Below are 18,948 nucleotides of genomic sequence, written 5' to 3' on the forward strand. Positions count from 1 at the left end.
ATGTCACACTTTCCAGCCACACACGGGCGTTCAGCGTGACACGAGACCACGACGTCACATCAGGCCACGAAGCGAGCACCCAACCGCGTGGTGTCGGGGTCAGTGACCGATCGGTGGTCCGGCCCTAGTCGGTGAAGGTGTACGTCCGGACCGGCGTCGAGTTCCACGCGTCGTCGATCGCGCGGTACTCGAGCGTCTGGCCCTGGCGCAGCACGACCGGGCGGTCGTACTCCGACCACTCACCGCCGTCCACGCGGACGTGGATCGTCGGCTCACCGTCGGCCGCGTCGTCGGCGCTCAGTTTCACGACGGCGGCGCGTGCCCCCGAGTCGCCAGCACGGACGTCGGCCGAGACCTCCGGCGCGGTGGTGTCGTCCGGCAGGTCGTAGCGCATCAGCCGGGTGGCGGCGCCGACGAAGTACAGGTCGCCGTTGCGGTCGCGCGCCAGCTCGTGAACGCGGTCGGCCGGTTGTTCGACGTCGCCGCCGTGCAGCGTCGTCACCTCGCCGGTGACCTGGTCGAGCACGAACAGCCGGTTGGCCGTGGACCCGAACAACCGCCCGTTGTCGAACAGCAGGCGATGGTCGTCGCCGTAACGGTCGGCCCCCGCATCGGCGTCGATCTCGATGGTGCGGATGGTCTCGCGCGTCTCGAGATCGAACTCGAACACGGTGGAGCTGCCGGCGATGCCCCACAGGTCGCCGTCGCCGTCCAGGGCCAGGCCGGACACCGTCGGCTCACCCGGTACGGGGGCGAGCTCCCAGAGCGTCTCGCCGGTGGTCGGGTCCCAGCCGAAGAGGCGGCCGTTCTCGGTGACCGGGTCGATGCCGTACCCGCCCTCGATCGAGGTGCCGCCGTAGAGGATGCCGTCCTTCTGCACGAGCGAGACCGGCGTCTGGTTCTCGACGACGTGCCGGAACACCTCGAGCGTGCCCTCGTCGGGCTGCCAGAGGGTGATGGCGCCCCCGTGCCGACCACCGTCCGGAACCGAGGCGACCGCGACGGTGCCGGGAACGGTGTCGCTGATGTCGACGAACGCCTGCGGCCTGCTCTGCTCGTCGCCGATCGGCAGCCGCGCCTCCGGGTTCGTGCCCTTGTCCCAGGGCTGCGACGGGTCGTAGTGGTACAGGGCGCCCTGTGGGTATCGCCCGAAGACGAGCTCGTCGCCGAAGGTGCCGTACCCTTCGACCTGGCTGGTGCCCCTGAGCAGCTCGAAGCCGTCCTTGTCCGGGTTGTAGCGGCCCATGCCCGGCGGGCTGAGGTAGGCGCCGGTGTAGATGTTGCCCTGCGGGCCGGTGCCGAGGCTGATGATCGGAGCTCCGGCCCCGAGCAGGTCGGGCACCTGGTAGGTGCCTTCCCCGGTGGCGAAGTTCTTGGTGTACGTGCGGCCCTGGCGCCAGTAGGTCAGCGCCAGCCACGGACCGGTGCCGTCCCGGTCGATCCATCCCCAGGACTCCGCTGTCGCGTTCGGCGCCCAGCCGGTGCCGGTCTTCTCACCCGTGCTCAGGTCGTACCGGGTGACCTCACCGGCGACGCGCAGGTAGACGGCGTCGGGGTCGTTCGGGGCGATCGGGGACACGCGGGAACCGCCGCGGGGCATGCTGTCGACCCATTCGCCGGTCTGGACGTCGCGCACGTACGTCTCGTCGGTGCCGACGAAGAGCAGGTTCTTCCGCAGGTTCAGGGCGTTGATGTTGCTCGCCGAGTGCCCCTCCGGCATCGTGATCTCGGTGAACTGGCCGCCGCTGCGGTCGTACTCCAGGAGCTTGGCGTTCGCCTGGGTGCCGACGTAGACGGTGTCGCCGGCCGGCTCGATCGACTTGATGTACTGCTCGCCCTCGGCCGCCTGGCCGTGATCGGTCATCTCGCCGGTGTCCGGGTCGAGCGAGTACAGCCGCCCGCCCGGGTACGTGCCGAACCAGACCGTGCCGTCGTGCCCGACATCCATCGACCAGACCCGCTGACCCTCCGGGCCGGGGCCGATGTAGTTCACGTCGGTGTCGCCGGGCGTGTAGCTGTACAGGTGCGGTTCGTCGGACGTGGCGAAGTAGATGGTGCCGTCGACGGGGGACTTGCCCATGGTGCGCTGGCTGCTGTGCCCGTGCGGGACGCGGGTCTGCAGCACGAGTTCTTCGGTGCGGAGGTTCATCACGGTGAACTCCGCGTTCGTCGTCGGGTTGCCGGAGACGACGTAGTAGCCGAGCGGTACACCGTCTGGGCTCTCGCCGGTCGCGGAACTCAGCACCTGGGTCTTTTGCACCGGTTCACCGAGATCGGTGACCGGGCCGTCGGTACTGGACTGTGCGGTGACCGGTGGTGCGGCTCCCATGGTCGCTACGGCCAACGCGGCCGCAGCGGTGAGGGAGAACAGGCCATGCGCCGGTTTCGCCATGCCAGATCCCTTTCTGCTCGGTTATTTAGGTCCGGGCCGAAATGAAGTACTGAGTGTTCTATCTTGATGTAGTTCACGTCAAGAGTCCGTGATGGCGTCATTCGGCCGGGGCCGCAAGTGCCGCAGTGACCGTCAGTCGAGGACGCCGAGGTCAGCGCGGCGAAGCCGGTCCGGGTCGGCGACCACGTCGATCTCGACGATCCTGTCGTCGGCGAGCACGAACCGGAGCACGATGCCGAGCCGTCCCCGCGGCGCCATCACCAGGCCCACAGCGCCGTCCACCAGGGCCGTCCGAGTGAACTCGGCCCGTCCCGCGGACGCGAGCGCGCCCTTGGCCACCGTGTGCGCTCCGCGGATTACTGTCGCCTTGCCGCTCGGGACGGCGTGCGCGTCGGCCCGCAGCACCACGTCGGCGTCCAGCAGCTCGACGAGCGCCGCCAAGTCTCCGCTGCGGACGGCGGCCAGGTAGGCGTCGACGACGCGGCGCTGCCGGGTCAGGTCCGTGTCGGGGACGGGCGCCCCCCTGACCTTGCGACGCGCACGGCTGGCGAGCTGCCGTGCCGCTGCCGGTGACCGTTCGACCATCGGGCCGACCTCGTCGAACGGCATCGCGAACATGTCGTGCAACACGAACGCCAGTCGCTCGTCCGGAGTCAGCCTGTCGAGCACCACCAGCAGGGCGAGTCCCACCGAGTCGGCCAGCAGCGCCTCCTGCTCGGGCTGGCCGCCGTCCCCGTCACCGACGTCCAGGTCGGCAGCCGGCGGGTCGAGCGGCTGCTCACGCCGTGCCGCCCGCGTGCGCAGCATGTTCAGGCTCACCCGCGACACCACCGTGGTCAACCACCCCTTGAGGTTCTCCACGGTGTCGGTGTCCGCACGGGCGACCCGCAACCAGGCGTCCTGAACGGCGTCGTCGGCCTCGCTGAGCGAGCCGAGCATGCGATAGGCCACCGAACGCAGATGGGGCCGATGCTCTTCGAACCGCTGCGCGAGCCGCGTGCTCTCGTCCACCCCGCGCCCCCTCGACGATGTACCGCTTTGGCCACGGCCACGTCATGTTGACATCCCCGGTCACCGCCTGGGTAGGTCCCGTCGGACGGTTCCGGCCTTCGGGCGGGCGTCAATTCCGTTGCGCGACCGTACGGCGTCCCGAGACAGTGACGACATCGATCTAGGAGAGGCAGATGCGCGCGCTCGAGAACAACTGGGGCTGGTGGCTGTTCATGGTGGGCCTGGTCGCCACCGGCGCGTACCTGGGCCTCGAATCGCGATCCGGCGACGACGAGGCATCAGCCGCCGCTGAGGCCGTGGCCGGTGCTGCGGGGAGTCTGGGTCTTCTCACCACCATCGTCGGCGTTGCCGACGCCTTCTCCAACCGCCATGCGGCTAGCGGGGCGTCATCGCCGGAAGAGCCGGTCGGCACGTGGTACCCGGATCCGTACGGCTGGGCGGAGCTTCGGTATCACGACGGCACTCGATGGACCGCATGGACCTGGAGCGCGGCGCACACGACTACCTGGCCTGAACTCAGGTGACTAACGATCCCATGGACTACGGGAGCGGCACGACCAAGGGGCAACCGACGATTGGTTGCCCCTTGTGTCTGTGCTGGTGAGACGGTGGCTCCCGCAACTGGACTCGAACCAGTAACCCTCTGATTAACAGTCAGATGCTCTGCCGATTGAGCTATGCGGGATCGGCGACGGCCCGTCGTCTGAACGACCAACCGCCGCTGTAGCTTACCAGCCCGAGGCACCGTCGGCCCAATCGGTTCGGCGGACGCGAGGCCGCGAAAAGCCTGCGGCGCCGGCCTTCCCGCCGTGCCAAACTGACCTCAGATACGGCGAGGAGGCGGGCTGATGCTGGACATCGAGGACCGGCGGTCGGAGTCGCCGTACATCGCCCGGGTGTGGCGCAGCCACAGCTCCGGTGTCGAACGCATGACCTCGGTGGCGACCACGAACTGGGAGTTCGTCGTGTGGACGCACCGTGGCCTGGTGCACGCCGGCGTCCGTGGTCCCGAGACGGCGGCGAGCGTGGCCGAGGTGCCCGACGATTCGGAGTCGTTCGGGATCAGCTTCGCCCACGGCACATCGATGCCGCACCTGCCGGTGTCGCGCCTCGTCGACACGCAGGTCGACTCTCCGCACGCGACCGCGAGCGGTTTCGTGCTCCGCGGCGAGGAGTGGCCCATGCCGAGCTTCGAGAACGCCGAGCAGTTCGTCGCGCGGCTCGCCCGCGAAGGGGTGCTCGTGCGCGATCCGCTGGTGGCCGGAGCCGTCGAGGGCGAGATCCCGCGGGTCGGTGCGCGCTCGGTGCAGCGGCGGGTCGCCGCGGCGACGGGCCTGACCCAGGGCGCGATCCGGCAGATCGAGCGTGCCCGGCAGGCCGCGATCCTGCTCGGCGAGGGCGTCACCCCACTGGACGTCGTGCACCGGCTCGGCTATTACGACCAGCCGCACCTGGCCAGGTCGCTGGCGCGCTTCGTCGGCCGCACGGCGACGCAGCTGCGGCGGGCCGACGGTGCCGAGCCGCTGTCGCTTCTGTACAAGACCGACACCTGACCCCGTCCGTAACCTGACGGTAGACGTGACGCGGCGCGTCGCGACGATCCGCAGGGACAGCACACAGGAGGACAGACGATCGTGGGAAAGATCATTTCGAACTTCTTCATCTCGCTCGACGGTGTCGTCGAGTCGCCGGACCAGTGGCACTTCCCGTACTTCAACGACGAGATGGGGGAGGTGGTCACCGCCGGCATCGACACCAGCAAGGCGCTGCTGATGGGGCGCACGCTCTACGACGAATGGGCCGCGTACTGGCCGGAAAGCACCGACGAGCCGATCGCGACCCATTTCAACACCATGCCGAAGTACGTGATCTCCGGCTCGCTGACGGATCCGACGTGGAACAACACGACGGTGCTGCCCGGCGACGTCGACGCGCTCCGCAGGTTCAAGGAAGGCGTCGACGGCGACATCACCATGTCCGGCAGCGCCACCACGGTGCGGTGGTTGCTGGACAACGGCCTGCTTGACGAGCTACGCCTGCTGGTGCATCCGATCGTCGTGGGTGGCGGGCAGCGCCTGTTCGAGGACACGTCCACGCACAAGCTCGCCCTGACCGGCAGCAGCACTCTCTCGACCGGGGTGCTCAACCTGACCTACGTCCCGGCCTCGTGACGCGCCATCAACGACGCCGACGCCCGCGATGCGTGCTGTCGCATTACCGAAGCGGTGTGGGGTTACTGCGGTAGCACTGTGGGTTTGCTGGGGCTGGCGCGCCGGTGAATCCACATCGCTTGTGCAGTAACTCCACAGTGCTCGGGCGCGGCCTCTTCGACGGGGTGGTAGGGACGAGATGCGTGCCGGAATGTCGCGAATGGCGGTCGATGGCCGCGCAGCCGATCGCACAGCCGGCGCGCTGGGGTACACCATCAGGCGTACTGCCGCGTCACCATGCCTGCAGGGGTCGTACAGCAGGGAATTCCACGGTCGACGTGATCATTTTCGAGGCTCGAGGACGTGGTCGGTGTAGCGTTTGCGCATCAGGGCGAGAACCTCGTCCGGGTCGGTGTTCCAGAGCTCGGCGTTGAAGATCTCGACCTCGATGTCGCCGTCGTAGCCGGCCGCCTCGACCCGCCGGCGCAGGTGCCGGAAGTCGATGTGCCCGTCGCCCATCATGCCGCGCGACAGCAGCGCGTCACTCGGGAACGGGGTGATCCAGTCGCAGACCTGGAAGCTCGCGATCCGCCCGGCCGACCGGGCGATGGCGTCGTCGACCCGTGGATCCCACCAGACGTGGAAGGTGTCGACGACGACGCCGACCGTCTCGGGCGCGAACGGCGCGGCCATCTCCAGCGCCTGGTCGAGCGTGGACAGCACGCCGCGGTCGGCGCAGAACAGCGGGTGCATCGGCTCGAGGGCCAGGCGGACCCCGCGCGAGGCCGCGTACGGCACGAGCTCGGCGATGCCGTCGGCCACCCGCTGCCGCGCACCGGCGAGGTCGCGTGAGCCGTCGGGAAGACCGCCGACGACCATGACGAGGCAGCCCGCGGAAAGCTCGGCCGCCTCGTCGATCGCCCGGCGGTTGTCGTCGACGGCCGCGTCGCGCTCGGGACCGGGCAGCGCAGTCAGGAATCCGCCCCGGCACAGCGACGACACCCGTAACCCGGCGTCGGCGACGCGCCGTGCCGTCGCCGCCACACCCGCCTCGTGCACCGGTTCACGCCACAGCCCGATCGACTCGATCCCGGCGCGGGCGCAACCGTCGACGGCCTGGGCGGCCGGCCAGCTGTTGGTGGTCTTCTGGTTCAGCGACAGACGGTGCGGCACGGCTCACTCGATCCCGTAGGTCCGGAGCAGTACGGTCATCCGCTGCGCCGCCAGCTCCGGGTCGGGCAACAGCCCGGCGTCGTCGGCCAGCTCGAACGCGCGGACCAGGTGCGGCAGGCTGCGGGCGCTGTGCATGCCGCCGACCAGGACGAAGCCGGGCTGCAGTCCGGAGAGCCAGGCGAGGAAGGCGATGCCGGCCTTGTAGTGGAACGTCGGCGCCTCGAAGACGTGCCGGGCGAGCGGCACGGTCGGCGCGAACGCCCGGTCGAACGCGTCCGTGTCGTCGCGGTCCAGGGCCTGCAGCGCGGCCGACGCCGCCGGGGCGATGGCCGCGAAGACGCCCAGCAGCGCATCGCTGGCGTGTTCGCCGTCGCCACGGATCAGCTCGGGATAGTTGAAGTCGTCGCCGGTGTACAGCCGGACCCCGTCCGGCAGCCGCGAACGCACGTCCCGTTCGAGCTCCGCGTCCAGCATGGACACCTTGATGCCGTCGACACGGGACGCGTGGTCGTGCAGCAGCGCGAGCACGTGGTCGGCGGCGCGGCCGGGGTCGTCGGACCCCCAGTAGCCGCCCAGCGCCGGGTCGAACATCGGTCCCAGCCAGTGCAGGATGACGGGGGCGTCGGCCTGGGGGAGGACGCGGTCGTAGACCTTCCGGAAGTCCTCGGGTCCCTGGGCGAGGGCCGCCAGCCGACGACTGGCCATCATGATCATCCGAGCGCCGGCGTCCTGGACGACGCTCATCTGCTCCTCGTAGCCGGCGGCGACGTCGTCGAGCGTGCTGGCCCGTTCGTCGAGGTGGTCGGTGCCGGCGCCGGCCGCGACGAGACCGCCGACCGCTCGGGCCTCCGCGCCGCTGCGGCGGATGAGCTCCTGGGTGGCGGTCCAGTCGAGACCCATGCCGCGTTGCGCGGTGTCCATGGCCTCGGCCACGCCGAGTCCGTACGACCACAGGTGCCGCCGGAACGCGAGCGTGTGTTCCCAGTCCACGACGGCCGGCGCGCCCGGGACGTTGTCGCCCAGCGGGTCCGCGGCCACGTGCGCGGCGGCGTAGGCGACCCGGGAACGGATCGGCGACGCCGGGCGCGGCCACGCTGGCGGTGCGGACAGCTCGCGCTCGTGCAGCGTGCCGTCGGCGGCGGGGAGTCGTACGGTCGTGATGCTCATAGTGTCAGCTCCGGGAGCTCGATCCTCCTGGCCTCGGCCGATGACTGCAGCCCTGCCTGGGCCAGCCGCACGCCGCGTGCGCCGGCCAGGAAGTCGTAGGGATGCGGTTCGTCGTCCACGACGTGCCGGACGAACTGTTCCCACTGCGCCTTGAACCCGTTCTCCGCGCCCACGTTGTCGGGGACGTCCTGCCACTGCTGCCGGTACGGGGTCGTGTCCGGCAGATCCGGGTTCCAGGTGGGGCGCGGCGTCGCGGCGCGCGGCTGGACGACGCACCGGTGCAGGCCGGCGACGGCGCTGCCGAGCGTGCCGTCGACCTGCAGCTCGAGCAGCTCGTCCCGGTGGACGCGGACCGTCCATGAGGAGTTGAACTGTGCGACGACGTCACCGTCGAGCTCGAAGATGGCGTAGGCGGCGTCGTCGGCGGTGGCTTCGTAGAGTTCGCCGTTCTCGTCCCACCGGTGCGGTAGGTGGGTCACGGCCCGCGACGTCACCGCGCCGACGCGGCCGAACAGGTTGTGCAGGACGTAGTCCCAGTGGCAGAACATGTCGACGACGATGCCGCCGCCGTCCTCGGCCCGGTAGTTCCAGCTGGGCCGCTGCGCGCTCTGCCAGTCGCCCTCGAACACCCAGTAGCCGAACTCGCCGCGGACCGAGAGGATGCGGCCGAAGAACCCGCTGTCGATCAGCCTGCGCAGCTTCACGAGGCCGGGCAGGAACAGCTTGTCGTGCACGACCCCGTTCTTCACGCCCGCGTCCCTGGCCCGCCGCGCCAGGTCGAGCGCGCCGTCGAGGGTCTCGGAGACCGGCTTCTCGGTGTAGACGTGCAGGCCGGCGTCGATCGCCTTGACGATCGACTTCTCGCGGACGGAGGTGAGCTGGGCGTCGAAATAGACCTGCTGGCCCGAGTCGCCGAGCGCGGTGTCGAGGTCGGTGGTCCACCGTTCGATGTCGTGCTGGGCCGCGATGTCGCGCAGCTTCTCCTCGTTCCGTCCCACCAGCAGTGGCGTGAGGTGGACTCGCGTGCCGTCGCGGAGCTCGACCCCACCCTGCTCGCGGATCGCGAGGATCGACCGGACGAGATGCTGACGGTATCCCATCCGGCCGGTCACACCGTTCAACACGACGCCGAGCGACTTGGTTGCCATGGACCCTCCGTTGCCACGAGCTTGGAAAGCGCTTGCCAACACCGTAGAGGTAGCCGCCGCGCGCATGCAAGCCAACGCACTGTGGCGCCAAGGCAGCTCGTTGTCCACAGATCGCGCTGACGGCCTCTCGGTCCGGAGTCAGCCGTGGACGATGATCGGATGCGCTTCGAAGATCCGCCGCTGCCGGCAGATGTGGCCGACTTGCTCCGCCGAGGGCACGGGGTGCTCGGAACGGCCGAGGCCGAGCGGCTCGGTGTCACGCGTAGTCGGATGTCGCGTCTGGCCGGCAGCGGACGGCTCGTCCGGCTGGCCCGTGGAGTGTACGCCGACGCCGCCGCCTACGCGGCCGCTGACGAGTGGCGGGCGTTCGAGTTGCGCTCGCGAGCATTTGTCCTGGCGTGTGGGCCACGTGCCGTCGTGGGTGGATGGTCGGCGGCGGCCGTGTGGCGGCTGCCGGTCATCGGCGGGCCGCCCGAGTTGCCGTCGGTGTTCGTGCCGGAAGGCTCGGGAGCAGCTGTCAACAGCCGCTACGGCATGGTCCGCGCGGCCGCGTTGCCGCGGCGGCACGAGGCCATCGTCCGTGGTTGTCCGACGACCGTCCTTCCGCGCACGGTCGTCGACGTGGCCCGGAAGGCGCCGCGTGCCGACGCGCTGGTCATGGCCGATGCCGCGTTGACCACGCGGATGACGAAGAAGGCGTTGAGCGCCGTCCTCGACATGGAGGCCGGCTGGCCCGGCAGGGCCGCCGCGGCATGGGTGAGCGAACACGCCGACCCTTATGCCGAAAGTCCACTCGAGACCCTGGGCCGGCTGACGTTCATCGAGCGCGGCCTTCCGGTGCCGTTGTCGAACGTGTGGGTCGACGTCGGTGGAGCGCGGTATCGCGTCGACCACCTGCTGCCGGACCGGTGGCTGGTCGTCGAAGGCGACGGCGCGCTGAAGTACGACAATCGGCCGGACGCCGGACGTGTCGTGGCGGATCAGCGCGAGCGCGAATGGCGGCTACGAGAGGCGGGGCTCGACGTCGTCCGGTACGACTGGCGGCTTGCGCAGCATCAGCGCGGGCAGCTGGCGGACCGGTTCGCCCATGCCGTGGCCGCGAATCCCGTGCGCGCGGAGCCGTTCCCGTGGTGGCGAGATCCGCAACCACGGGAACGGCTCCTGGTCTGACGTCACGTCGTGGTCCCATGTCACGCTTTCGGGCCGTTTACGGGCTCTCGGCGTGACTGGAGACCAGGACGTTACTGGGGACCAGGAAGCCCGGGGGAAGCGCCGGCCCGTCGACGACGGGAGTGCGGGTGACGGCGTAACTGCTCAGGGGTTCAGTGTGCGGGTGCTCTGCCGCAGCACGACCTCGCCCTTGATCCGGCGGGTGCGGATGCGTTCGCGCGAGTCGGAGGTGAGGACGAGGTCGAAGGCGGTGGCGCCGACGGTCTCGAGGGGCAGTCGCACCGTGGTCAGCGCGGGATTGACGTCGCGCAGCGTGCTGATGTCGTCGAAGCCGGCCAGGCCGAGGTCGTCGGGCACCCGGACGCCGTGCTCGCGGCATGCCGCCATGGCGCCGACGGCCATGACGTCGTTCACGGCAAACACGCAGTCGAGCTCGTCGGCGCGAGACAGCAGGCCGCGCATCGCCTCGTAGCCGCCGTCCCGGGTGAACGGGCCGTACACCACGTCGTCGCTGCCGAGCTCGACGCCGTGGCTGCGCAGTCCCTCGCGGAAGCCGTGCATCCGGTCGCGGGCGGTCAGCAGCGCGTCAGAGGCCGCCAGGACGGCGAAACGCCGGTAGCCGAGCTCGACCAGCGCGCCGGCGAGGTCGCGGGCGCCGGCGCGGTTCTCGATGACGACGGTGTCGACCGGCAGTTGCTTCTGGGTGATGGCCACGACGGTGCCGCCGGAGTCCTCGAAGTTCTCGACCTCACGGCGCAGCGCCTCGGCCGCGTCGTCGTCGTCGATCCGGCTGCCGGCGAGGATCACCGCGCGGCTGCGCTGGCCGCGCAGCGCCACGACGTAGTCGATCTCGCGTTCCGGCCGCCGGAGCGTGCTGGCGAGCGTGACCAGCACCTCGTGGCCCTCGGCCGCCTCCATGACGCCGGCGGCGATGGAGGAGAAGTACGGGTCGGCGATGTCGTGGACGACCAGGCCGACCACGTTCGTCTTGCCGCGGGCCATCGCCTGCGCCTGGGCGTTCGGTGCGTAGTTCAGGCTGGTCGCGGCGTCGAGAACGCGCTGGCGCAACGCATCGCCCACGCGGCGGTTGCTGCCGTTCAGTGCGCGTGAGGCGGTGGCGAGCGAGACGCCGGCACGGGCCGCGACGTCCATGAGCGTGACCGACCCACGGTGTTGGTCCGTCATGGGCCTCCTGTCGCCGCATCGGCACGCTGGAATGCGTGTTCCACGATAACTCTTCACAGCGTCTCTGGACTGATCCTGTCGACAAGACGTTAGTATGTCAGGACAAAACTAACGAGCGTCGGCACCAGGAGGATTCGAGATGCGGGTGGGTTTCGTCGGCGTGGGCCGGATCGGTGCGGCGCACGCCCAGGTGGTGCGCGACCATCCGGCGGTCTCGGAGGTGCGCATCGCCGACGCGGACCCGGCGCGGGCGCGCGTGGTGGCCGACGACCTCGGGGTGACCGCACTGGACCGTACGGCCGACGCCTTCAGCGGCGTCGACGCCGTGGTCGTGGCGGCGGCGACGTCGGCGCACGCCGAGTTGCTCACGGCGGCCGCGCGGGCCGGACTGCCGGTGTTCTGCGAGAAGCCGGTCGCTCCGGACATCGCGGGGACACTCGACGTCCTGGACGAGGTTACCAAGGCGGACATCCCGCACCAGATCGGCTTTCAGCGACGCTTCGATGCCGGCTACACCGCCGCGCGCCAGGCGCTGGCCGCCGGCGCCCTCGGCGAGTTGCGGCGCGCTCACGTCATCACCGCCGACGCCGAGCCACCGCCCCCGTCGTACGTGCCGACGTCCGGCGGGATCTTCCGCGACTGTCACGTGCACGACTTCGACGTGCTGCGCTGGGTCACCGGCCGCGAGGTCGTCGACGTCTACGCCACCGGCGCCAACCGCGGCGCGGCCGTGTTCGGCGACAACGGCGACGTCGACGAGTCCGCCGCGGTGCTGACCCTCGACGACGGCACGCTCGCGACCGTGCAGGGGTCGCGGTACAACGGCGGCGGCTACGACGTCCGCATGGAGCTGGCCGGTACCGCCGGCACCCACGTCGTCGGCCTGGACGAGCATGCGGCCCTGATCTCCGCCGAACCGGACGTGGCGTTCCCGTCCGGGAATCCGTTCCGCGAGTTCTGGAGCAGGTTCCGGCCCGCTTACCAGGCCGAGATCAACGCGTTCGTCGAGCTGGCGCGCGGCGAGCGCGAGAGCGCGTGCACCGTCGCCGACGCACTCGAGACCAGCTACGTCGCCGAGGCCGCCACGTTGTCGCGCGCCCAGCACCGCCCCGTGAGAATCGACGAGGTCCGCCACAGATGAACGGGCATGAAAGCACCGGCCGGGCGACCGCAGCCCTGACGCCGAACCGAGCAGGCGAGGTGTGGTGTCCGTTGTCGGCGGCCAGGGTTCGGTCGGGCATCGGCGAGGTACGAGCCGCGGGCGGGGACGCCGGCAACGGACACCACACCTACAAGAGGAGAGTGACAGCGTGGACGTGTTGACGATCGGCCGGGTCGGCGTCGACATATACCCGAACCAGATCGGTGTCGGGCTCGAGGACGTCACCAGCTTCACCAAGTACCTCGGCGGCTCGGCGACCAACGTGGCCGTGGCGGCGGCGAGGCACGGACGCGAGGCGGCCGTCGTCACCCGGACCGGGGAGGACCCGCTCGGCCGGTTCGTGCACCGCGCGCTGCGGGGCTACGGTGTCGACGACCGGTACGTGACGGCGGTGCCGTCGTTGGCCACGCCGGTGACGCTGTGCGAGATCTTCCCGCCGGACGACTTCCCGATCTACTTCTACGGACGCATCCCCACTGCGCCGGACCTGCAGATCAGCACGGACGAGCTGGATCTCGACGCGGTGCGGGAGGCGGACATCTTCTGGGCCACCGGCACCGGCCTGTGTCAGGACCCGAGCCGCTCGGCCACGCTGGCGGCGCTCGAGGCGCGCGGGCGCACCGGCCACACCGTGCTCGATCTGGACTACCGGCCGATGTTCTGGGAGTCGCGCGAGCACGCCCGCACCCACATGCAGGAGGCGTTGCGGCACGTGACCGTGGCCGTCGGCAATCTCGACGAGTGTGAGACCGCCGTGGGCACTCGCGATCCGGAGGAGGCGGCCGCCGCGCTGCGCGAGCTCGGCGTCACCACCGCCGTGGTCAAGCGTGGGCCGAAGGGCGTGCTGGCCGTCGACGACACCGGCAGCTACGACGTCCCGCCGATCCTCGTCGACGTGGTGAACGGGCTGGGTGCCGGCGACGCGTTCGGTGGCGCGCTGTGCCACACGATGCTGGCCGGCATGCCGCTGGACGAGTGCGTGCGCTTCGCGAACGCCGCGGGCGCCATCGTCACCACCGAGCTGGCGTGTTCGGACGCGATGCCGACGACCGAGGCCGTGACGGCCTTCCTGGAGGAGGACGCGCGTGTCCGCTGAACGTGTGCGCTCGATCGCCGAGACCCGGGCGACGCGACCGGAAGCCGTGACCGAGGCGGCTGCCCGCCGGCAGCGGCCGGACAGCCTCGTGGGCCCGTCCGGCAAGCTGATGGTGATCGCCGCCGACCATCCGGCGCGCGGTGCTCTCGGCGCCGGCCGGGACCCGCAGGCGATGGGCGACCGTGCCGAGCTGCTGGACCGGCTGATCGTGGCGCTGAACCGGCCGGGGGTGAACGGCGTCCTCGGCACAGCGGACCTGCTCGAGGACCTGCTGCTGCTCGGCGCGCTGGACGACAAGGTCGTGGTCGGGTCGATGAACCGGGGCGGCCTGGCGGGGGCGGTTTTCGAGATCGACGACCGCTTCACCGGCTACGACGCGGCCGGCATCGACCGCATGGGCTTCGAGATGGGCAAGATGCTGCTGCGTATCGACCCGGCCGACCCGGCGAGCGCACCCACGATGCAGTCCTGCGCACAGGCGGTCGACGAGCTGGCGGAGCGCCGCCGCATCGCGCTGGTCGAGCCGTTCATGTCACACCGGGTCGACGGGCGGCTGCGCAACGACCTGTCGACCGAGGCCGTGGTCCGGTCGGTGACCGTCGCGGCCGGCCTGGGCGGCACGTCGGCCTACACCTGGCTCAAGCTCCCGGTCGTCGACGACGACCCGTACGGCATGGAACGGGTGCTGTCGGCGTCGACGCTGCCCGCCGTGCTGCTGGGTGGTGAGGTGCCCGACGACCCGGACGCCGCGTTCCGGAGGTGGGAGAAGGTGCTGCGGTTGCCGACGGCACGTGGTCTGGTTGTCGGGCGGACGCTGCTGTACCCGCCGGACGGCGACGTCGCGGCTGCCGTCGACACGGCAGTGAGCCTGCTGTGAACGTCAGAGGAGGGCGTATGGACGACCGGACCCACTACCGGCCCGCGGGGAGCGCGGCACGCGGGCCGTACGCGATCGAGGTCGCGCCGGACGACGAGACCTGGAGGTGGACCTCGCTGCGCGTCCTGGAGCTGGGCGCGGAGGAGAGCCAGGGCTTCGCTACCGGGGACGAGGAGATGTTCGTCCTGCCGCTGGCCGGGTCGTGCACGGTGGTCTGCGACGGGGAGGAGTTCACGCTGCGCGGGCGGCGGGACGTGTTCAGCGCCGTCACCGATTCCGTGTACGTCCCGCGCGACGCCGAGGTCGTGGTGACGGCGCACGACGGCGGACGGTTCGCACTGCCGGCGGCGCGGTGCACCCGGCAGTTGCCCGCGCGGTACCGCCCGGCCGAGGACGTACCGGTCGAGGTGCGCGGCGCGGGCAACTCGACCCGGCAGGTGAACAACTTCGGTTCCGCCGACACGTTCGAGGCCGACCGGCTGATCGCCGTCGAGGTGATCACCCCGGCGGGCAACTGGTCGTCGTACCCGCCGCACAAGCACGACGAGGACCTTCCCGGGCAGGAGGCCGCGCTCGAGGAGATCTACTACTTCGAGGTCAGCGAAGGCACGGACGCGGCCGCCGGGTCGACGGGCCGCCCCGGCGCCGGGTTCGGATTCCACCGGGTGTACGGGACGCCGGAGCGGCCCATCGACGTGCTGGAAGAGGTGCGCACCGGCGACGTCGTGCTGATCCCGCACGGCTGGCACGGTCCGTCGGTCGCCGCTCCGGGCTACCACCTGTACTACCTGAACGTCATGGCCGGTCCCGGTTCCACCCGCGAGTGGCTGATCCGGGACGACCCCGACCACGCGTGGGTGCGCCGCGAGTGGGAGCAGCAGCAGCCGGACTCCCGGCTTCCGCTGACGTCCGCCGACTCCGGTGATCATCAACGATCCGCCAGGTCATAGTGGGCAGATCGTTGATGATCATCGGAGCGAAGGAAGGAGGAGAGCCATGCGGCTGACCGTGGGGCAGGCCGTGGTGCGGTTCCTGTCGGCGCAGTACACCGAGCGCGACGGCGAGCGGCACCGGCTGTTCGAGGGCTGCTTCGGCATCTTCGGGCACGGCAACGTCGCCGGACTCGGGCAGGCGCTGCTGGAATCGGAGCTGGCCGACCCGGAAGCGCTGCCGTACCACCAGGCACGTAACGAGCAGGGCATGGTGCACGCCGCGGTCGGGTTCGCGCGGATGCGCAACCGGCTGTCGACGCTGGCCTGCACCGCGTCGATCGGCCCCGGCGCCACCAACATGGTCACCGGCGCGGCGCTGGCCACCATCAGCCGGCTGCCGGTGCTGCTGCTGCCGGGCGACGTGTTCGCCACCCGGGTCGCCGACCCGGTGCTGCAGCAACTGGAGCACCCCGTCTCGCACGACGTGTCGGTCAACGACTCGCTGCGGCCGGTCTCCACCTTCTTCGACCGGGTCTGGCGGCCGGAACAGCTGCCGGCGGCGCTGCTGGGCGCGATGCGAGTGCTCACCGACCCGGCCGAGACCGGGGCGGTGACGGTGGCGCTGCCGCAGGACGTGCAGGCCGAGGCGTACGACTGGCCGGACGAGCTGTTCGCCCCCCGGGTGTGGCACGTCGCGCGGCCGGTGCCCGAGCCCGCCGCGCTGGCACGCGCCGCCGAGGTCGTGCGGACGGCGCGGCGTCCACTCGTGGTGGCCGGCGGCGGCGTGATCTACGGCGAGGCCACCGCGGCGCTGCGCGAGTTCGCCGAGGCCACCGGGGTGCCGGTCGCCGAGACCCAGGCCGGCAAGGGCAGCATGGCCTACGACCACCCGCTGGCGCTCGGCGCCGTGGGCAGCACCGGCACCACGGCCGCCAACCGGATGGCCCGCGAGGCCGACGTCGTCATCGGGGTCGGCACCCGCTACAGCGACTTCACGACGGCGTCGCGCACCGCGTTCCAGGATCCGGACGTGCGGTTCGTCAACATCAACGTCGCCGGCTCGGACACCGTCAAGCACTCCGGCGTGGCCGTGCAGGCCGACGCCCGCGAGGCGCTGGTCTCGCTGCGCGAAGAGCTGGCCGGCTGGTCCACCCCGGTGGGCTACCGCGACCGCGCCCGTGCGCTGGCGGCGGAGTGGGACCAGACGGTGCAGGAGGCGTACACGCTGCGGCACTCTCCGCGTCCGGCGCAGTCGGAGGTCATCGGCGCGGTCGAGGACGTCAGCGAGGATCGCGACGTCGTCGTCTGTGCGGCCGGGTCGATGCCTGGTGACCTGCACAAGCTGTGGCGGACCCGGGACCCGAAGGGCTACCACGTCGAGTACGGGTACTCCTGCATGGGCTACGAGATCGCCGGCGGCCTCGGCGTCCGGATGGCGGCCCCCGACCGCGACGTGTTCGTGCTGGTCGGCGACGGCTCCTACCTGATGATGGCGCAGGAACTGGTCACCGCGGTGCAAGAGGCGGAGAAGCTGATCGTGGTGCTGGTGCAGAACCACGGCTTCCAGTCCATCGGGTCGCTGTCGGAGTCGGTGGGCGCGCAGCGTTTCGGGACCCGGTACCGGTACCGCGACGAGACCAGCGGCCGGCTCGACGGCGCCACGTTGCCGGTGGACCTGGCGGCCAACGCCGAGAGCCTCGGCGCGCGGGTCATCCGAGCCCACGACGTCGAGAGCCTGCGCGCCGGGCTGCGGCAGGCCAAGGAGGCCGACGAGACCGTCGTCGTGCACATCGAGACCGACCCGATGGTTCCCGCGCCCGACAGCGAGTCGTGGTGGGACGTGCCGGTCAGCGAGGTCGCCGAGCTGGACACGACCAGGCGGGCCCGTGGGACGTACGACGAGCAGAAGAAGGAACAGCGCGCGCTGGTGGATCCCGCCGAGCGTGCCGGAGAGGACGCCACGTGAGGACCATCGAACACTGGATCGGCGGCACGGCCGCGACGGCCGGCGCCACCAGCACCGCGCCGGTGTGGAACCCGGCGACCGGTGAGCACCAGGCGGACGTGCTGCTGGCCGACCCGGCCGGGGTGGACGCCGCCGTCGCCGCGGCGCGTGACGCGTTCCCCGCCTGGTCGCAGGCGTCGCTGAGCGCCCGGACGAAGGTGCTGTTCGCCTTCCGCGACCTGGTGCACCGGCACGCCCGCGAGCTGGCGGAGCTCATCGCCGACGAGCACGGCAAGGTCGTGTCGGACGCGCTGGGCGAGGTGCAGCGCGGGCTCGAGGTCGTGGAGTTCGCCTGCGGCATCCCGCAGCTGCTCAAGGGCGAGTACTCCGACCAGGTGTCCACCGGCGTGGACGTGTACAGCTTCCGCGAGCCGCTCGGGGTCGTCGCCGGCATCACACCGTTCAACTTCCCGGTCATGGTGCCGATGTGGATGCACCCGGTCGCCATCGCCTGCGGCAACACGTTCGTGCTGAAGCCCAGCGAGCGCGACCCGTCGGCGTCGATGCTCGTCGCGCGGCTGTGGTCGGAGGCCGGGCTGCCCGACGGCGTCTTCAACGTCGTGCACGGCGACAAGACCGCTGTCGACGCGATCCTGGACCACGACGACGTCGCCGCCGTCTCGTTCGTCGGCTCGACGCCCATCGCGCGGTACATCCACGAGCGCGCCACCGCGACCGGCAAGCGGGTGCAGGCGCTCGGCGGCGCGAAGAACCACGCGATCGTGCTGCCGGACGCCGACGTCGACTACGCGTCGGACCACCTGGTGGCCGCCGCCATGGGGTCGGCCGGCGAGCGGTGCATGGCCGTCTCGGCCGCGGTGACGGTCGGCGACGCCGGCGACGCGGTGGTCGAGGCGGTAGCGGACAAGGCGGCGAAGGTTCGCGTCGGGCCGGGCCGGGACGAGTCCAGCGAGATGGGCCCGGTCATCACGGCGGCGGCGCGCGACCGCATCAGCGGCCTGATCGGCACCGGAGAGGAGCAGGGCGCGCGGCTGGCCGTCGACGGGCGCGGACTGACCGTGCCCGGGCACGACGACGGCTTCTGGGTCGGGCCCACGGTGTTCGACCAGGTCACGACCGACATGGACGTGTACACCGAAGAGATCTTCGGCCCGGTGCTCACGGTGCTGCGCGCCGACACCGTCGACGCGGCCATCGACCTGATCAACGCGAACCCGTACGGCAACGGCACGGCGATCTTCACGTCCAGCGGCTCGGCCGCACGACGGTTCCAGCGCGGCGTCCAGGTGGGCATGATCGGCATCAACGTGCCCATCCCGGTACCGATGGCGTACTACTCCTTCGGCGGATGGAAGGATTCCCTGTTCGGGCAGTCGCACATCCACGGGCCGGAAGGCGTCGCCTTCTACACCCGGGCGAAGGTCGTCACGTCCCGCTGGCCGTCCGTCGAACACCCGGCGGACGCCAGCTACCACTTCCCGACGACGTCTTGATCGAGGAGAGTGTGCTCCGTCCCCGG

The 18,948-nt window shown here is 70.8% G+C and carries 16 protein-coding genes and 1 tRNA gene; 10 read left to right on the forward strand and 7 right to left on the reverse strand.

What is annotated here, in order from left to right; translation table 11 throughout:
- Nucleotides 1-124 precede the first annotated feature (124 nt).
- Together CLV30_RS13385 and CLV30_RS13390 are read right to left on the reverse strand one after the other, a co-directional pair.
- Nucleotides 125-2,392 carry a ligand-binding sensor domain-containing protein gene (locus CLV30_RS13385; protein WP_106537732.1) on the reverse strand — a complete coding sequence of 756 codons (2,268 nt, stop codon included), beginning with the start codon at nt 2,390-2,392 and terminating at the stop codon, nt 125-127.
- 132 nt (nt 2,393-2,524) lie between these two features.
- A complete protein-coding gene (locus tag CLV30_RS13390; RefSeq protein WP_106537733.1) occupies nt 2,525-3,403 on the reverse strand; it encodes a sigma-70 family RNA polymerase sigma factor in 879 nt (292 codons plus the stop codon).
- Between the two features lie 173 nt (nt 3,404-3,576).
- On the opposite strand from CLV30_RS13390, the gene CLV30_RS13395 reads away from it, so the two are divergent.
- Entirely contained in the window at nt 3,577-3,927 is a 351-nt protein-coding gene (locus tag CLV30_RS13395) for a hypothetical protein (RefSeq protein WP_106537734.1), read from the forward strand.
- A gap of 85 nt (nt 3,928-4,012) precedes the next feature.
- Here CLV30_RS13395 and CLV30_RS13400 read toward each other — a convergent pair.
- A tRNA-Asn gene (locus CLV30_RS13400) sits at nt 4,013-4,088 on the reverse strand.
- A gap of 163 nt (nt 4,089-4,251) precedes the next feature.
- On the opposite strand from CLV30_RS13400, the gene CLV30_RS13405 reads away from it, so the two are divergent.
- Nucleotides 4,252-4,956, forward strand: coding sequence for a helix-turn-helix domain-containing protein (locus CLV30_RS13405; RefSeq protein WP_106537735.1), 705 nt, complete (start codon nt 4,252-4,254; stop codon nt 4,954-4,956).
- An 81-nt stretch (nt 4,957-5,037) separates the two neighbouring features.
- Nucleotides 5,038-5,574, forward strand: a complete 537-nt coding sequence (locus tag CLV30_RS13410) for a dihydrofolate reductase family protein (protein WP_106537736.1) — start codon at nt 5,038-5,040, stop codon at nt 5,572-5,574.
- A gap of 321 nt (nt 5,575-5,895) precedes the next feature.
- Here the strand turns inward: CLV30_RS13410 and CLV30_RS13415 are convergent, their stop codons facing one another.
- Genes CLV30_RS13415 through CLV30_RS13425 form a run of 3 tightly spaced genes read right to left on the reverse strand, consistent with a single transcriptional unit; the run spans nt 5,896 to nt 9,041 of the window.
- On the reverse strand, nt 5,896-6,726 hold the full coding sequence (locus tag CLV30_RS13415; protein ID WP_106537737.1) for a sugar phosphate isomerase/epimerase family protein: 831 nt from the start codon (nt 6,724-6,726) through the stop codon (nt 5,896-5,898).
- 3 nt (nt 6,727-6,729) lie between these two features.
- A complete protein-coding gene (locus tag CLV30_RS13420) occupies nt 6,730-7,893 on the reverse strand; it encodes a dihydrodipicolinate synthase family protein (protein WP_106537738.1) in 1,164 nt (387 codons plus the stop codon).
- Nucleotides 7,890-9,041: a Gfo/Idh/MocA family protein gene (locus tag CLV30_RS13425; RefSeq protein ID WP_106537739.1), complete on the reverse strand. Its 1,152-nt coding sequence runs from the start codon at nt 9,039-9,041 to the stop codon at nt 7,890-7,892. The genes CLV30_RS13420 and CLV30_RS13425 overlap by 4 nt, the downstream gene beginning before the upstream one ends.
- 159 nt (nt 9,042-9,200) lie before the next feature.
- On the opposite strand from CLV30_RS13425, the gene CLV30_RS13430 reads away from it, so the two are divergent.
- A complete protein-coding gene (locus tag CLV30_RS13430) occupies nt 9,201-10,211 on the forward strand; it encodes a type IV toxin-antitoxin system AbiEi family antitoxin domain-containing protein (protein WP_106537740.1) in 1,011 nt (336 codons plus the stop codon).
- Between the two features lie 144 nt (nt 10,212-10,355).
- Here CLV30_RS13430 and CLV30_RS13435 read toward each other — a convergent pair whose 3' ends face one another.
- Nucleotides 10,356-11,396: a LacI family DNA-binding transcriptional regulator gene (locus CLV30_RS13435; RefSeq protein WP_106537741.1), complete on the reverse strand. Its 1,041-nt coding sequence runs from the start codon at nt 11,394-11,396 to the stop codon at nt 10,356-10,358.
- A gap of 139 nt (nt 11,397-11,535) precedes the next feature.
- Here CLV30_RS13435 and CLV30_RS13440 point away from each other — a divergent pair, with 139 nt between their 5' ends.
- The 6 genes from CLV30_RS13440 to CLV30_RS13465 all read left to right on the forward strand — a co-directional run bounded on the left by CLV30_RS13440 (nt 11,536) and on the right by CLV30_RS13465 (nt 18,922).
- Nucleotides 11,536-12,537: a Gfo/Idh/MocA family protein gene (locus CLV30_RS13440; protein ID WP_106537742.1), complete on the forward strand. Its 1,002-nt coding sequence runs from the start codon at nt 11,536-11,538 to the stop codon at nt 12,535-12,537.
- Between the two features lie 169 nt (nt 12,538-12,706).
- The gene (iolC, locus tag CLV30_RS13445) at nt 12,707-13,654 is read left to right on the forward strand and encodes a 5-dehydro-2-deoxygluconokinase (protein ID WP_106537743.1); all 948 of its coding nucleotides are present in this window, start codon (nt 12,707-12,709) and stop codon (nt 13,652-13,654) included.
- Nucleotides 13,644-14,531, forward strand: a complete 888-nt coding sequence (locus tag CLV30_RS13450; protein ID WP_106537744.1) for a Cgl0159 family (beta/alpha)8-fold protein — start codon at nt 13,644-13,646, stop codon at nt 14,529-14,531. The genes iolC and CLV30_RS13450 overlap by 11 nt, the downstream gene beginning before the upstream one ends.
- 17 nt (nt 14,532-14,548) lie before the next feature.
- A complete protein-coding gene (gene iolB, locus CLV30_RS13455; protein WP_106537745.1) occupies nt 14,549-15,481 on the forward strand; it encodes a 5-deoxy-glucuronate isomerase in 933 nt (310 codons plus the stop codon).
- A 46-nt stretch (nt 15,482-15,527) separates the two neighbouring features.
- Complete coding sequence (gene iolD / locus CLV30_RS13460) at nt 15,528-17,429, forward strand: 3D-(3,5/4)-trihydroxycyclohexane-1,2-dione acylhydrolase (decyclizing) (RefSeq protein WP_106537746.1); 1,902 nt, start codon at nt 15,528-15,530, stop codon at nt 17,427-17,429.
- Nucleotides 17,426-18,922 (forward strand): CoA-acylating methylmalonate-semialdehyde dehydrogenase, encoded by a 1,497-nt coding sequence (locus CLV30_RS13465; protein WP_106537747.1) that lies wholly within the window; start codon nt 17,426-17,428, stop codon nt 18,920-18,922. Before iolD ends, CLV30_RS13465 begins: the two co-directional genes overlap by 4 nt.
- Nucleotides 18,923-18,948: the final 26 nt, after the last annotated feature.

Source organism: Haloactinopolyspora alba, assembly GCF_003014555.1.
In the GTDB taxonomy this organism is placed as follows: Bacteria; Actinomycetota; Actinomycetes; order Jiangellales; family Jiangellaceae; genus Haloactinopolyspora; species Haloactinopolyspora alba.

What these genes read in the sequence shown, in the direction of transcription:
- CLV30_RS13435 (WP_106537741.1), bottom strand. Translation starts at nt 11,396, where the DNA reads ATGACGGACCAACACCGTGGGTCGGTCACGCTCATGGACGTCGCGGCC.
- CLV30_RS13405 (WP_106537735.1), top strand. Translation starts at nt 4,252, where the DNA reads ATGCTGGACATCGAGGACCGGCGGTCGGAGTCGCCGTACATCGCCCGG.
- CLV30_RS13420 (WP_106537738.1), bottom strand. Translation starts at nt 7,893, where the DNA reads ATGAGCATCACGACCGTACGACTCCCCGCCGCCGACGGCACGCTGCAC.
- CLV30_RS13395 (WP_106537734.1), top strand. Translation starts at nt 3,577, where the DNA reads ATGCGCGCGCTCGAGAACAACTGGGGCTGGTGGCTGTTCATGGTGGGC.
- iolD (WP_106537746.1), top strand. Translation starts at nt 15,528, where the DNA reads ATGCGGCTGACCGTGGGGCAGGCCGTGGTGCGGTTCCTGTCGGCGCAG.
- CLV30_RS13425 (WP_106537739.1), bottom strand. Translation starts at nt 9,041, where the DNA reads ATGGCAACCAAGTCGCTCGGCGTCGTGTTGAACGGTGTGACCGGCCGG.
- CLV30_RS13440 (WP_106537742.1), top strand. Translation starts at nt 11,536, where the DNA reads ATGCGGGTGGGTTTCGTCGGCGTGGGCCGGATCGGTGCGGCGCACGCC.
- iolB (WP_106537745.1), top strand. Translation starts at nt 14,549, where the DNA reads ATGGACGACCGGACCCACTACCGGCCCGCGGGGAGCGCGGCACGCGGG.
- CLV30_RS13430 (WP_106537740.1), top strand. Translation starts at nt 9,201, where the DNA reads ATGCGCTTCGAAGATCCGCCGCTGCCGGCAGATGTGGCCGACTTGCTC.
- CLV30_RS13385 (WP_106537732.1), bottom strand. Translation starts at nt 2,392, where the DNA reads ATGGCGAAACCGGCGCATGGCCTGTTCTCCCTCACCGCTGCGGCCGCG.